The sequence below is a fragment of the Mycobacterium sp. P4_H6 genome, assembly GCF_056400845.1.
This window is the reverse complement of record NZ_JBFUKN010000082.1, coordinates 1-12,248: the sequence shown is the minus strand read 5'-3', so window position 1 is coordinate 12,248 and position 12,248 is coordinate 1. Positions and strand designations below refer to the sequence as shown.

The following is a 12,248-nucleotide window of genomic DNA, read 5'->3' as shown; positions in this document are numbered from 1 at the left end:
TGAGCGCTCACATCGATTGTTCCGAGGGCTTGACAAAGCCGTGAGCCCGGTCACACACTTCTCGATGTTAGCGCTCACATCACCGCGCGCCGGTCACGCCGGCCGCGCGTTCTGAGCAGAACCCATTCGGAGGATTTCATGCGTAAGAGCCTTGCTCGCGCTTTCGGCGCACTCGCCGTGGTGGCGGCACTGACCAGCGCCGGTTGTGGTCGCCCGGACGCGCCGGACGCGGCCGGCGGCGGCGGTGAACGCACCGGCACCGTGGGCATCGCGATGCCCACCAAGTCATCCGAACGCTGGGTGGCCGACGGCGACAACATCGCCGCGCAGTTCCAGAAACTGGGCTACCAAACCGACCTGCAGTACGGCGACGACGTCGTGCAGAACCAGGTCTCGCAGATCGAGAACATGATCACCAAGGGCGTCAAGGCTCTGGTCATCGCCCCCATCGACAGCTCCTCGCTGACCGACATCCTGCAACGCGCCGCTGACGCCGACATCCCGGTGGTCAGCTATGACCGGCTGATCCGGGGCACCGAGAACGTGGACTATTACGCGACTTTCGACAACTTCAAGGTCGGTGTCCTGCAAGCCACCTACATCGTCGACAAGCTCGGCGTCGCAGATGGCAAGGGCCCGTTCAACATCGAACTGTTCGCCGGTTCCCCCGACGACAACAACGCGACGTTCTTCTTCGACGGCGCCATGAGCGTGCTGCAGCCCTACATCGACAACGGGAAGCTGGTCGTCAAGAGCGGTCAGACCTCCTTCGACCAGGTGGCCACGCTGCGCTGGGACGGCGGGCTGGCACAGTCGCGCATGGACAACCTGCTGAGCCGCGCGTACACCAGCGGACGGGTCGACGCGGTGCTCTCCCCCTACGACGGCATGTCCCTGGGCATCATCTCGGCGTTGAAGAGCGCCGGCTACGGAACGCCGGCCAACCCGCTGCCCATCGTCACCGGGCAGGATGCCGAGCTCGCATCGGTGAAATCGATCATCGCCGGCGAGCAGACCCAGACCGTGTTCAAGGACACCCGCGAACTGGCCAATGCCGCTGTGCAGATGGTGGATTCGCTGCTCACCGGTGGGACACCCGAGACCAACGACACCACCACCTATGACAATGGCATCAAGGTCGTCCCGGCCTTCCTGCTCGACCCCGTCAGCGTGGACAAGACCAACTACGAGAAGGTGCTCGTCGAGTCCGGCTACTACACGTCGGCACAACTCGCGTGAGCCGGGCGACGGCCGCGCCGTTGCTCGAGATGCGCGACATCACCAAGCGATTCGGCAACGTCACCGCACTGAGCGAGGTCAACCTCACGGTGCGCCACGGTGAGATCCACGCCATCTGCGGGGAGAACGGCGCCGGGAAGTCCACGTTGATGAAGGTGCTCAGTGGTATCTACCCGCACGGTAGCTACCAGGGCGACATCGTCTTCGACGGCCGGCCGGGCGAGTTCAAGGACATCCGCAGCAGCGAGCGCCGCGGCATCGGCATCATCCACCAGGAACTCGCCCTGGTGCCCGTGCTGTCCATTGCCGAGAACATCTTTCTCGGCAATGAACACGCGTCGGGCGGGATCATCAGCTGGCACGAGACCACCAGTCACGCCCAGCAGTTGCTCGACCGCGTGGGTCTGAACGAGAACCCGCAGACCCTGATCTCCGATATCGGAGTCGGTAAGCAGCAACTCGTCGAGATCGCCAAGGCGCTGTCGAAGAAGGTGAAGCTACTCATCCTCGACGAGCCGACGGCGGCCCTCAACGACGAGGACAGCAGGCACCTGCTCGACCTCATCGTCGAGCTCGCCGGCCAGGGTCTGACCTGCATCATCATCTCGCACAAGCTCAACGAGGTGATGCGGGTGGCCGACACCATCACCATCCTGCGTGACGGTCAGACCATCGAGACCCGGGCCGTCGAAGCCGGACTCACCGAGGAACACATCATCCGCGGCATGGTAGGTCGGGACATGGTCGACCGTTTCCCGCCGCGCACTCCCCATCCCGTCGGCGAGGTCACCTTCGCGATCGAGGACTGGACGGTCTTCCATCCGCTCGATCAGGAGCGCAAGGTCGTCGACGGGGTGTCGATCAGCGTGCGACGCGGCGAGGTGGTGGGCCTGGCAGGGCTGATGGGGGCCGGGCGCACCGAGCTGGCGATGAGCGTCTTCGGGCGCAGCTACGGGAAGAAGGGCGGCGGCACGGTCTTCAAGGACGGCAAGGAGATCCGCACCCGCACCGTCTCCGAGGCGATCGCGCACGGTATCGCCTATGCCACCGAGGACCGCAAGCATTACGGACTGAACCTGATGGATGACATCGCCCGCAGCGTGACCCTGGCATCGCTGCCGAAGGTCAGCAGAGCGACCGTCATCAACGAACACGAAGAGACCGTCGTCGCCGAGCGCTTCCGCAAGGACATGCACATCAAGGCTCCGTCGGTGCGGRCCACCACCGGCAACCTGTCGGGCGGCAATCAGCAGAAGGTGGTGCTGAGCAAGTGGATCTTCGCCGACCCGGACGTGCTGATCCTCGACGAACCCACCCGCGGTATCGATGTGGGCGCCAAGTACGAGATCTACACGATCATCAATTCGCTGGCTTCCCAGGGGAAATCGGTGATCGTGATCTCCTCCGAGCTGCCGGAGCTGATCGGCCTGTGTGACCGCATCTACACCCTCAACGAGGGCAGGCTCACCGGTGAGGTCGCCCGCGAGGACGCCGCGCAGGAAACACTGATGCATTACATGATGAAGGGATCGACCTCATGACCACCAGTTCCACGGTGGACGCGGCCTCGAGCGCACCGGCGCCGCCGCCGGAATCCGGCGCAGCGCGACTGGTGACGGCCGTACGCAAGAACTTCCGGCAGTACGGCATGGTCGTCGCGCTGGTTCTGATCGTCATCCTGTTCCAGCTGTGGACCAGCGGGATCCTGCTCAAACCGCTCAACGTCACCAATATCGTTCAGCAGAACGGTTACATCCTGATCCTGGCGATCGGGATGGTCATCGTCATCATCTCCGGCCACATCGACCTGTCGGTCGGCTCCATCGCCGGTTTCATCGGAGCCATGTCGGCGGTGTTGATGATCCGACAGGACATGCCGTGGCCGGTCGCGGTCGGGCTGTGCCTGCTGTTGGGCGCGCTGATCGGTGCGTGGCAGGGCTTCTGGATCGCCTACGTCGGGATTCCGTCGTTCATCGTGACGTTGGCCGGCATGCTGGTCTTCCGAGGCGCGACCCAGTATCTGCTCGAGGGTCAGTCGATTGCACCGTTCCCCCGCAGCTTCAGCCAGGTCAGCAGTGGCTTCCTGCCCGAGGTCGGCGGCAGCAGCCTCTACCACTGGCCCACGATGATCCTCGGTGCGCTGGTGATGGTCGCCGCGGTGTGGCAGCAGGTTCGCCAGCGCAACGCCCAGACCCGCTATGAGTTCGACGTCCTGCCCTTCGGATGGTTCGTCTTCAAGTGCGCCGCCATCGTCGCCGCCCTGGCCGCCTTCACGCTGCTCCTCGCGAGCTACCGCGGTGTACCGGTGGTCGGGATCATCCTGGCGGTCGCCTTCGTCATCTACGCATTCGTCATGCGCAGCAGCGTATTCGGACGACAGGTGTATGCGGTGGGCGGCAACGTGGCCGCCGCCCGGCTCTCCGGCGTGAAGACCAAGCGCGTCACGTTCCTGGTCTTCGTCAACATGGGTCTGCTCTCAGCCCTGGCCGGTCTGCTCTTCGCGGCGCGGCTCAATTCGGCCACCCCGCAGGCCGGTATCGGCATGGAGTTGGAGGCGATCGCCGCGGCGTTCATCGGCGGCGCCTCGGCCAACGGCGGCGTGGGCACCGTGTTCGGCGCCATCATCGGCGGCTTCGTGCTCGGCGTGTTGAACAACGGGATGTCGCTGATCGGCATCGGCAGCGATGTCCAGCAGGTCATCAAGGGACTGGTGCTGCTGGCCGCGGTGGGATTCGACGTCTACAACAAGAAGAAGGGCGGCTCGTAGCGCCATGGACCGGTTCGACCGCGAGATCCTCGACTACGTTCGCAGTTGGTCCCCCTACGGCGGCCCGCCCTCAGACGAGGTTCTCGCGGAGTTCGGCCTGACGCCGAGCCAGCTCGCCGAGCGGGTCAGCCACATCATCGCCGCCGAGAATGCCCGGCATTTCCAGGAACTCGCGCAGCCCTGGCAGCGCGTCCAGGCCTCGCGCGAACGCGCCCGGATGATCGGGACATGACGATCGAGCCGCTGCGATGGCCGTTGGCCGACGAACGCGAACTGCTGTTCTTCTCGCTGCCCGGACATGCTGCCGAACCGCATCCGGATCGTCGCACCCTGCCGGGCCGGGCCGGCTCGCACACCGAGTTGCGGCTGGACCGCCAGACCGGCGAATGGGTGGTCATCGCGGCCCTGCGCCAGAACCGCACGTACAAGCCGGCTCCCGACCAGTGCCCGCTGTGCCCGGGACCCTCCGGGATATCCAGCGAGGTGCCGGCACCCGACTATGACGTGGTGGTGTTCGAGAACAGATTCCCCAGTCTGGCCGGCGACAGCACGCCTGGGCTTCCCGACGCCACCGACGGGTTCATCTCCGCACCGGGTACCGGTCACTGTGAGGTCATCGCGTTCTCCAGTGACCACACCGGCCGGTTCGCCGATCTCGATGCCGCCCACGCTCTGCTGGTCGTGCAGGCCTGGCGGCACCGCACCGCGGAGTTGATGGCGCGACCGGGTATCGAAGAGGTGTTCTGCTTCGAGAACCGCGGCGAGGAGATCGGCGTGACACTGACCCATCCGCACGGTCAGATCTACGCCTACCCCTACCTGACACCACGCACCGCCACCATGCTGCGCCAAGCCGGACTACATCGAGAACGGCACGGCACCAACCTGTTCGCCCGCATCCTCGCCGATGAACTCGACCAGGGCAGCCGGATCGTGGCACAGAACGAGGCATTCACCGCCTTCGTCCCCTTCGCCTCACGGTGGCCGCTGGAGGTGCACATCTATCCGCACAGGTTCGTGCGCAACCTGACCGAACTCGACGATGCGGAACTCGAGAGCTTCGCACGGATCTATCTCGACGTGCTGGGACGGTTCGACCGGCTGTACGACGCGCCGCTGCCGTACATGTCGGCACTGCACCAGTACACCGATGACGACGCGCAACGCGAGGGGTACTTCCACGTCGAGTTGCTCTCGATACGGCGCACCGCCAACAAGATCAAGTATCTGGCCAGCTCGGAATCGGCGATGGGCGCATTCATCAACGACACCACCCCCGAGATCGTCGCCGGCAGGTTGCGGGAACTATGACACGACCAGTCGAGTACAGCGCACCGGGCCGGATCAACCTCATCGGCGAACACACCGACTACAACTACGGTTTCGCGCTGCCCATCGCGCTACCCGAACGCACCACGGTGACATTTGCACCCGCTGACACCGACACACTCGTCGTGCGCAGCGACCGGGAGGCGGCGCCGGTCCGGTTGGCGCTGAACACGGTGCCCGGCGACGTGGGCGGCTGGGCCGCGTACGTGGCCGGTGTGGTGTGGGCGTTGCAGAGCGCGGGGCATCCCGTCCCCGGCGGCGCGATGGCAGTCACCGGCGGTGTCACCACGGGCTCCGGCCTGGCGTCGTCCGCCGCGCTGGAGTGCGCGGTACTGGGCGCGATTCTGTCCGCCACCGACCGGAGGCTGGACCGCGTCGAGCAGGCCCGGATCGCACAGCGCGCGGAGAACGACTATGTGGGCGCCCCGACAGGGCTGTTGGATCAGCTGGCGATCCTGTTCGCCGAACGGCGACGCGCCCAGCTGATCGATTTCCGTGACCTCAGCACCCGCTCGGTGCCGTTCGAGCCCGAGGCCCACGGCATGACCCTGCTGCTCATCAATTCCCATGCCGCACATCAGCATGCCGGCGGTGAATACGCCGACCGCCGCGCCTCCTGCGAGCGCGCCGCGGCCGCGCTGGGTGTTTCCACGCTGCGCGATCTGCAGGACCGGGGACCACAGGTGCTCAGCGGGCTACCGGACTCCGAGGACGGCCGGCGCGCCCGGCACATCCTCACCGAGAACCAGCGGGTGCTCGATACCGTCGAAGCGCTGCATCGTTCCGACTTCGTCGAGGTCGGCCGGCTGCTGACCGCGTCACAGAAATCGATGAGAGACGATTTCGAGATCACCACCGATCACATCGACCGGATCGCCGAAACCGCGGTGCAGGCAGGAGCATTGGGTGCCCGGATGACCGGCGGCGGCTTCGGCGGCTGCGTGATCACGCTGGTCGAGACCGAGCGATCGGGGGCCGTCGGTGACGCCGTGTGTGCCGCGATGCGTCGACACGGCCACCACGAACCGACGATCGTGGCGACCCATGCCGGCCACGGCGCCGGCGGCTAGTCCCATGGCAGGCGCTGGGTACGAGCTCGCCCTGCACCGCGATGGGCGCACGGTGCGCGGGGTGATCGCCGCGGAGGGTGCGGCCATTCGGCAGCTGTGCGTCGACGGCGTGGAGATCACCGCCGGTGTCGACGACCACACGCCCGTGCCCTTCAGCTGCGGTGCCGTCTTGATTCCGTGGCCCAATCGGGTGCGCGACGGCCGGTGGGTCCACGACGGGCGTACCCACCAACTCGATGTCACCGATCCGAGCCATGGCAGCGCATTACATGGGCTGCTGCGCGACACCACTCATCAGGTCATTGCGCGGTCGGCCTCGGCGATCACCCTCGGTGCGCCGGTGGTTCCGCAGCCCGGGTATCCCTTCCATCTCCAGACCGAGGTCGCCTACCGATTGGTGCCCGACGGGCTGAGCGTGACGCACACGGTGCGCAACCTCGGATCGGACTGCGCCCCAGTGGCGATCGGCGCCCATCCCTTTCTCAAGATCGGCGACATCCCCACCGAGGCGTTGACGCTCACCGTGGACGGGTCGCATCACATCGACGTCGACGACCGGCTCATCCCGAACGGGTGCACCGCCGTGGCGGGCACGCAGTGGGACCTGCGCAGTGGACGCGTCATTGCCGATCTGGATCTCGACGACGCGTGGTCGGTACCGACACCGCCAGATGGTCGCAGTGTGCACACGCTGCGCTCCTCCGACGGTCGCACCGTCGCGCTGTGGGCCGACGAGAGCTTCGGATTCGTGCACGTCTTCATCACCCGGGAGTTCCCCCACGCAAACAGGTTCGCGACGGCGGTGGCACTCGAACCGATGACCGCACCGGCCGATGCGTTCAACCACGGGGTCGGTCTGCGCTGGCTGGCCCCCGACGAGACGTTGTCCGCGTCGTGGGGCATCGACTATGACGACGCGACGCGTGCGAGTACAGTCGTCGCCGATAGCGTCTAGGGTTCCGGCGGTCACACGCGACTGGTCCGAGCGACGCCACCGGGAGTTCCGAACACTCGCGGTCATCTGAACGGATAAAAGCCTGGAGGATCTTGCGGTGGCGCGCGCGTGCCACCGGGAAGGTCCTCGGATGACGCCGACCATTGCCCTCGCCGTATTGTTCTCGGCGCTGCTGCACGCCATCTGGAACTCGTTGGCGCACAACGTCAACGACCGGCTGGTGGGTTTCGCGCTCATCGGGGTTGTCGACATGGTCGGCGGCGGGGCGCTGGCGTTGATCGCCGGGTTTCCGCCGGCCGGCGCATGGCCGTTCATCATCGCCTCCGCGGTGCTGCACGTGGCCTACAACCTGCTGCTGCTCGCGAGCTACCAGCTCGGCGAGTTCAGCCAGATGTATCCGCTGGCCCGCGGCACGTCACCGTGGATCGTGGCCCTGGTGTCGGTCGTGGTGCTCGGCAACGACCTCCCGCCGCGTGAACTCGCCGGGGTGGTGGCGATCTCCGCGGGGCTCGCCGCGCTGGTGTTCATCGGAGGACGGCCGAGCCGCCACGACATCCCGGCGCTGACGGCGGCCCTGCTCACCGGTGTGATGATCGCCGCGTACACCGTCGTCGACGGGCTCGGGGTGCGGGAGGCGCCGTTGGCCGCCTACATCGGGTGGATGTTCCTGCTGCAGGGCCCGCCGATCGCGGTGCTGGCGGTGATACGGCGGCGCGGCAGACTCGCGCCGGCGTTCCGCGAGTCCGCCGGGGCGGGGATCACGGGAGGAGTGATCTCGCTGGCCGCCTACTCGATCGTGCTGTGGGCGCAGACCAGCGGGGCACTGGCGCCGATCGCCGCGCTGCGGGAGACGAGCATCGTCTTCGGTGCACTGATCGGGACGGTGTTCCTCGGCGAGAAGCTCGGCGGCCGGCGCGCGATCGCATCGGCCGTGGTGTTGGCCGGGGTGGTGCTGATCAGCGTGGGCTGACCAGCGCGGCGATCGCGGTGGACAGCGCCGCGTGCGCATCCTCGGCAGAGATCTCCCCCGCGATGACCGCCCGCGCGATACCGTCGGCCGCACCCAGGATCGCGTGGATGGCCGCGTCGGGAATCTCGCCGCTGCGGGCGAAGGGCAGCAGCGCTTTTCGGCATTTGCTGCCGAAGGTTTGATCGGCGTCGCGGCGTAGGCGTTCGAGTTCCGGTGAGCCGGCGAGCGCGGCAATCAGTCCGGGCAGCTCCGTGCCTTCGCTCAGCGCGCAACCGACGTAGGCGTCGGCGATCGTGTGCGCCACCGTGTCCAGATCGCCGGGCGAGGTGGCCAGAGCCGCGTCCAGAGCGGCATGCTGGCGTTCGTCGAAGGCGCGGTAGAGCTCGGCCAGCACCGCGGCGCGCGTGCCGAAGTGGTTGTAGACGAGCGGTTTGGCCACCCCGGCTCGCTCGGCGATCCGAGCGAGGGTCAGTGCGTCGCTGCCGTCGACGCGGATGAGTTCCTGGGCGATATCGAGCAATTGGGCGTGGCGCTCCGCGTTCGACATGCGCTTTCGCGTCACCTCCGCCACGCCTGCACCTCCTGCCGTGTTTAAGTTACTATTCGTAAGTTACCAACTGTAACTTGAACTCATGCCGACAATACCGGGAGCAAGCATGCACACGCTCGTCCTGTTCGCACATCCGCAACCCGAGTCGCTGACAGCGTCCGCCGCGCGCATGCTGGCCGCGGAACTCAGCGCCCCACTCGGCCACACCGCCGAGGTTGCCGATCTGGCCACCGAGGAGTTCGATCCACGCTTCACCGCCGACGATCTGGCCGCGATGCGTGGGAAGGGACCGTATCCCGACGATGTGCGGCGCGAACAGCAACGAGTGGAACGCGCCGACGCCGTCGTGCTCGTCTACCCCGTCTACTGGTGGGGCATGCCGGGCCTGCTCAAGGGCTGGATCGACCGCGTGCTGAACTACGGCTGGGCCTATGGGGACGAGGCCGCCCCCGGCGATGCCCTCACCCGTCGTGACATTCACCTACTGGCACTCGCCGGCACCGACCCTGGCACCTACGAACGGCACGGCTACACCGAGTCGATGCGGACCGGCATCGAACACGGCATCTTCGAATACTGCGGGACCCACGTCGCGTCCTCGCACTTTCTCTACGACACCGAGGTCGACGCCCCGATCCCGTTGGCGGATACCGTCGCCGCGGTGGTCGCCGACGTGCTGGCGGCCCGATGCCGAGTTTGACCCTTCCGGTGCACCGGTGCGATCAGGGATGCGTCAGCCCCGGCAGGCAGTTGATGAACAGAATGCACGGCGGCGGTGGCGGCGCCGCGGGTCCCGGAGGGTTGCCCGAGATCATGATCGGCCTGTTCAACGGCGCGTTCGGGTCGAAATGGAAGGTGTGGCAGGTGTTCAGATCCCAACCGGGAACCGAGTTCATCCCCGACGCCGGGCACCAGATCTGACCGCAGTCGCCGAAGGCATTGCAGGCCGGTGGCCCTTCCGGCGGCGCGCAGCGAGGGGTATTTGCCTCCCCCGGTGAGCACTGGGGAGCGGCCTGGGCCGTCCCGGCAGCCATCCCCACCGCAGCAGCCCCCAGGCCACCGGTCATCAGGGCGGTGGCCGCAACGGCGGCGACAAGAATTCGCGACATGGTGTCCTCCTCGAAAAGGCGCCTTTCGGCGGCGCCTGCTGTGATCGAGTCTGGACCGACGGATCGCTACCGATCCCAAGTTTGCCGACTCTGGTGGCGCGATCGGCGATATGCGTCACCGTAGGGCGGGCCTACCCTCGGCGATGAGCTCTTCGGCACGGTCGTAGTCGTCATCGCAGTTGTGGGTGAGGACCCCCACGGCCACACCCTGCGCCTCGTACCAGACGGTGAAACCGTCGCCATGGTCGATGAACCAGCTGTGCTCATAGCCGTCACCCCAGGCGTGGTACTTGATCGTCGCTTCCCCGATGGTGGACCAGAAGCCCGGCACCGCATCCCAGGTGGCCGATCCTCCGGCGGCGTTCCGGCCGGCTACCGCGCCCTGATCGTCGGCATCCTGCCAGTGCTCCACCGGCAACCTTCGGCCTGCGCCGGCATTGAACGCCAGGGCGACATCACCGGCGGCGTAGATGTCGCCGACGGAGGTGCGCATGTCGGGGCCGACCACGATGCGCCCGTCGTCGACCTCCAGTCCGGCGTCCGCCGCCACACCGCTGCGTGGCGTGACCCCCGTGGCAGCCAGAATCAGGTCGGTGTCGATGGCGTCGCCGTTGTCGAGGTGCACCACACCGGCTGCCAGCGAGGCGACCGACACACCACCGACGTAACGCACTCCCACCTCGTCCAGCATCGCCCGCAGTCGAGCACCGGCCTCGCTGCCGAGCCGCTTGGCCTGCGGCGCTGCGTCGGGCGCCACCAGGGTGGTCTTCACTCCCCGCATGGCCAGCGAGGCGGCCGCCTCACAGCCGATGAAGCCGGCTCCGATCACCACCGCCGAATTCGCCTCGCTGCCGGCGGCGCGCAGCCGAGCGGCGTCCGACAACGAGCGCAATTGCAGCGCTGATTCGCCGCCGGGCACCGGCAGCGCGTTCGGACCACTGCCACAGGCCAGCACCAGCGAGCCGTAGGGCATCGTCTTGCTCCCGACCGCGACGGTCTTCGCGGCGATATTGATCCGGTCGATCGGCCCGAGGTGCAGCACCTCGATGTTGCGCTCGGCAAACCACTTCGGTTCGTGCAGCTCGACATCGTCGGTCTCCGCGCGGAGATACTCCTTGCTCAGCGGTGGCCGCGCATAGGGATGGTCAGGGTCGTCGGTGACGATCTGTACCGGTAGTTCGGAGTTGTGCTCACGAAATGTTGCGGCGGCGCTGACACCTGCCGGGCCACTGCCGACGACGATCAATCCACGTTGCATGGGGCGCGGGTACCCAGCGCCGGCCCGAGCTACCCGTTCGGATGGCTCGCAGAACCGCACAACCTGTCTTGTTGCTGTGAGATCCGGCAAAACTAGTTAGGTCCGGTAATGTTTTCTTGGTTGTGAGCGCACAGAGAACAGAGGAGCGCCAGGGTGGATCTCGGACCGTGGGGTGATCTCTCGATCCTCGCTGCTGTGATGGAAGTGATCTTCGCCAGTTGTGTATTCGTCTACATCAGCCGGCTGGAGAGGCGGACATCCCATCCGCTGGGGGAACAAGTCGGCGCACACAAAGCGGTACTGGCGAAACTCCGTAAGCGTGAACCGATGTCGCGCGACGAAGTGGACTACGCGACCGAGTTGGTCAATGATGCGCGATCACCGCTCGCGTACGCGATCCCCGCGGCGCTGTTCACCATCGGATTCTTCTACGTGGTCGGCTGCCTTTTCATGCTTCACCTGGACGGCGGCCAGCCCTCTTTTCGTACGTTCATCGGCGGTATCCCGATGCTGACGTCCATCAACATGGCGGTGCAACTGCGCAAGGTCGCGTGGTTGAACCGAAAGCTGCGCGACGTTTCCGTGCTGGAATCCGAGCAGACCGACGAGCTCGCCGCGGCCGGCAGGCCCTGAACCGTTCTCACGGTTGTGATGTGGTGTGCCCCGGCGCTCCGGCGACGGGGTCTCCGTCCTCCCACAGCAACAGTTGACGTACCGCTTGACGTGAGCCGTAGGGCTGCAGCATCTGGCTCGCGGGACGGGGACGCACCCGCATCGGCCACCAGAACCAGCGACCGAGCATCGCGGCGATGGCCGGGGTCATGAACGACCGCACGATGAGTGTGTCGAAGAGCAGGCCGAGCGCGATCGTGGTGCCGATCTGGCCGAGGATGCGCAGGTCGGCGAAGACGAAGGACGCCATGGTGGCGGCGAACACCAACCCGGCCGCGGTCACCACGGCGCCGGATCCGGCCATCGCCCGGATGATGCCGGTGTTCAGG

General features: G+C 66.5%; 14 protein-coding genes. 10 read left to right on the top strand and 4 right to left on the bottom strand.

Features of this window, described 5'->3' with window-relative positions; genetic code table 11:
* The first annotated feature begins 138 nt into the window (after positions 1-138).
* The 8 genes from chvE (at position 139) to AC1DTF_RS25590 (ending at position 8,330) form a co-directional block, all read left to right on the top strand.
* Complete coding sequence (gene chvE, locus AC1DTF_RS25625; RefSeq protein ID WP_057166779.1) at positions 139-1,239, top strand: multiple monosaccharide ABC transporter substrate-binding protein; 1,101 nt, start codon at positions 139-141, stop codon at positions 1,237-1,239.
* Between the two features lie 29 nt (positions 1,240-1,268).
* Positions 1,269-2,780, top strand: a complete 1,512-nt coding sequence (gene mmsA, locus AC1DTF_RS25620) for a multiple monosaccharide ABC transporter ATP-binding protein (RefSeq protein ID WP_477476129.1) — start codon at positions 1,269-1,271, stop codon at positions 2,778-2,780.
* Positions 2,777-4,006 (top strand): multiple monosaccharide ABC transporter permease, encoded by a 1,230-nt coding sequence (gene mmsB, locus AC1DTF_RS25615; RefSeq protein WP_057166778.1) that lies wholly within the window; start codon positions 2,777-2,779, stop codon positions 4,004-4,006. The genes mmsA and mmsB overlap by 4 nt, the downstream gene beginning before the upstream one ends.
* Before the next feature lie 4 nt (positions 4,007-4,010).
* Positions 4,011-4,238, top strand: coding sequence for a hypothetical protein (locus tag AC1DTF_RS25610; protein WP_477476112.1), 228 nt, complete (start codon positions 4,011-4,013; stop codon positions 4,236-4,238).
* Complete coding sequence (galT, locus tag AC1DTF_RS25605) at positions 4,235-5,317, top strand: galactose-1-phosphate uridylyltransferase (RefSeq protein WP_477476111.1); 1,083 nt, start codon at positions 4,235-4,237, stop codon at positions 5,315-5,317. The genes AC1DTF_RS25610 and galT overlap by 4 nt, the downstream gene beginning before the upstream one ends.
* A complete protein-coding gene (locus tag AC1DTF_RS25600; protein WP_477476110.1) occupies positions 5,314-6,405 on the top strand; it encodes a galactokinase in 1,092 nt (363 codons plus the stop codon). The genes galT and AC1DTF_RS25600 overlap by 4 nt, the downstream gene beginning before the upstream one ends.
* 4 nt (positions 6,406-6,409) lie before the next feature.
* Positions 6,410-7,360 carry an aldose 1-epimerase family protein gene (locus AC1DTF_RS25595; RefSeq protein WP_477476109.1) on the top strand — a complete coding sequence of 317 codons (951 nt, stop codon included), beginning with the start codon at positions 6,410-6,412 and terminating at the stop codon, positions 7,358-7,360.
* A 130-nt stretch (positions 7,361-7,490) separates the two neighbouring features.
* On the top strand, positions 7,491-8,330 hold the full coding sequence (locus AC1DTF_RS25590) for an EamA family transporter (protein ID WP_477476108.1): 840 nt from the start codon (positions 7,491-7,493) through the stop codon (positions 8,328-8,330).
* Here the strand turns inward: AC1DTF_RS25590 and AC1DTF_RS25585 are convergent.
* Positions 8,317-8,901, bottom strand: a complete 585-nt coding sequence (locus tag AC1DTF_RS25585) for a TetR/AcrR family transcriptional regulator (RefSeq protein ID WP_200962116.1) — start codon at positions 8,899-8,901, stop codon at positions 8,317-8,319. The genes AC1DTF_RS25590 and AC1DTF_RS25585 overlap by 14 nt on opposite strands.
* A gap of 85 nt (positions 8,902-8,986) precedes the next feature.
* On the opposite strand from AC1DTF_RS25585, the gene AC1DTF_RS25580 reads away from it, so the two are divergent.
* Positions 8,987-9,580, top strand: coding sequence for an NAD(P)H-dependent oxidoreductase (locus AC1DTF_RS25580; RefSeq protein ID WP_477476107.1), 594 nt, complete (start codon positions 8,987-8,989; stop codon positions 9,578-9,580).
* A 22-nt stretch (positions 9,581-9,602) separates the two neighbouring features.
* Here the strand turns inward: AC1DTF_RS25580 and AC1DTF_RS25575 are convergent, their stop codons facing one another.
* The gene (locus AC1DTF_RS25575; protein ID WP_156409124.1) at positions 9,603-9,989 is read right to left on the bottom strand and encodes a hypothetical protein; all 387 of its coding nucleotides are present in this window, start codon (positions 9,987-9,989) and stop codon (positions 9,603-9,605) included.
* 115 nt (positions 9,990-10,104) lie between these two features.
* A complete protein-coding gene (locus tag AC1DTF_RS25570; protein WP_477476106.1) occupies positions 10,105-11,247 on the bottom strand; it encodes an NAD(P)/FAD-dependent oxidoreductase in 1,143 nt (380 codons plus the stop codon).
* Positions 11,248-11,400: 153 nt separating this feature from the next.
* Here AC1DTF_RS25570 and AC1DTF_RS25565 point away from each other — a divergent pair, with 153 nt between their 5' ends.
* The gene (locus AC1DTF_RS25565; RefSeq protein ID WP_477476105.1) at positions 11,401-11,880 is read left to right on the top strand and encodes a hypothetical protein; all 480 of its coding nucleotides are present in this window, start codon (positions 11,401-11,403) and stop codon (positions 11,878-11,880) included.
* A 7-nt stretch (positions 11,881-11,887) separates the two neighbouring features.
* Here the strand turns inward: AC1DTF_RS25565 and AC1DTF_RS25560 are convergent.
* On the bottom strand, positions 11,888-12,248 hold a 361-nt coding region (locus AC1DTF_RS25560), incomplete at its 5' end, for an MMPL family transporter (RefSeq protein ID WP_477476104.1).

Bases quoted from the DNA above. Each gene is read 5' to 3' on its own strand.
- chvE (WP_057166779.1), top strand. From the start codon at position 139: ATGCGTAAGAGCCTTGCTCGCGCTTTCGGCGCACTCGCCGTGGTGGCG.
- mmsB (WP_057166778.1), top strand. From the start codon at position 2,777: ATGACCACCAGTTCCACGGTGGACGCGGCCTCGAGCGCACCGGCGCCG.
- AC1DTF_RS25610 (WP_477476112.1), top strand. From the start codon at position 4,011: ATGGACCGGTTCGACCGCGAGATCCTCGACTACGTTCGCAGTTGGTCC.
- galT (WP_477476111.1), top strand. From the start codon at position 4,235: ATGACGATCGAGCCGCTGCGATGGCCGTTGGCCGACGAACGCGAACTG.
- AC1DTF_RS25600 (WP_477476110.1), top strand. From the start codon at position 5,314: ATGACACGACCAGTCGAGTACAGCGCACCGGGCCGGATCAACCTCATC.
- AC1DTF_RS25595 (WP_477476109.1), top strand. From the start codon at position 6,410: ATGGCAGGCGCTGGGTACGAGCTCGCCCTGCACCGCGATGGGCGCACG.
- AC1DTF_RS25590 (WP_477476108.1), top strand. From the start codon at position 7,491: ATGACGCCGACCATTGCCCTCGCCGTATTGTTCTCGGCGCTGCTGCAC.
- AC1DTF_RS25580 (WP_477476107.1), top strand. From the start codon at position 8,987: ATGCACACGCTCGTCCTGTTCGCACATCCGCAACCCGAGTCGCTGACA.
- AC1DTF_RS25575 (WP_156409124.1), bottom strand. From the start codon at position 9,989: ATGTCGCGAATTCTTGTCGCCGCCGTTGCGGCCACCGCCCTGATGACC.
- AC1DTF_RS25570 (WP_477476106.1), bottom strand. From the start codon at position 11,247: ATGCAACGTGGATTGATCGTCGTCGGCAGTGGCCCGGCAGGTGTCAGC.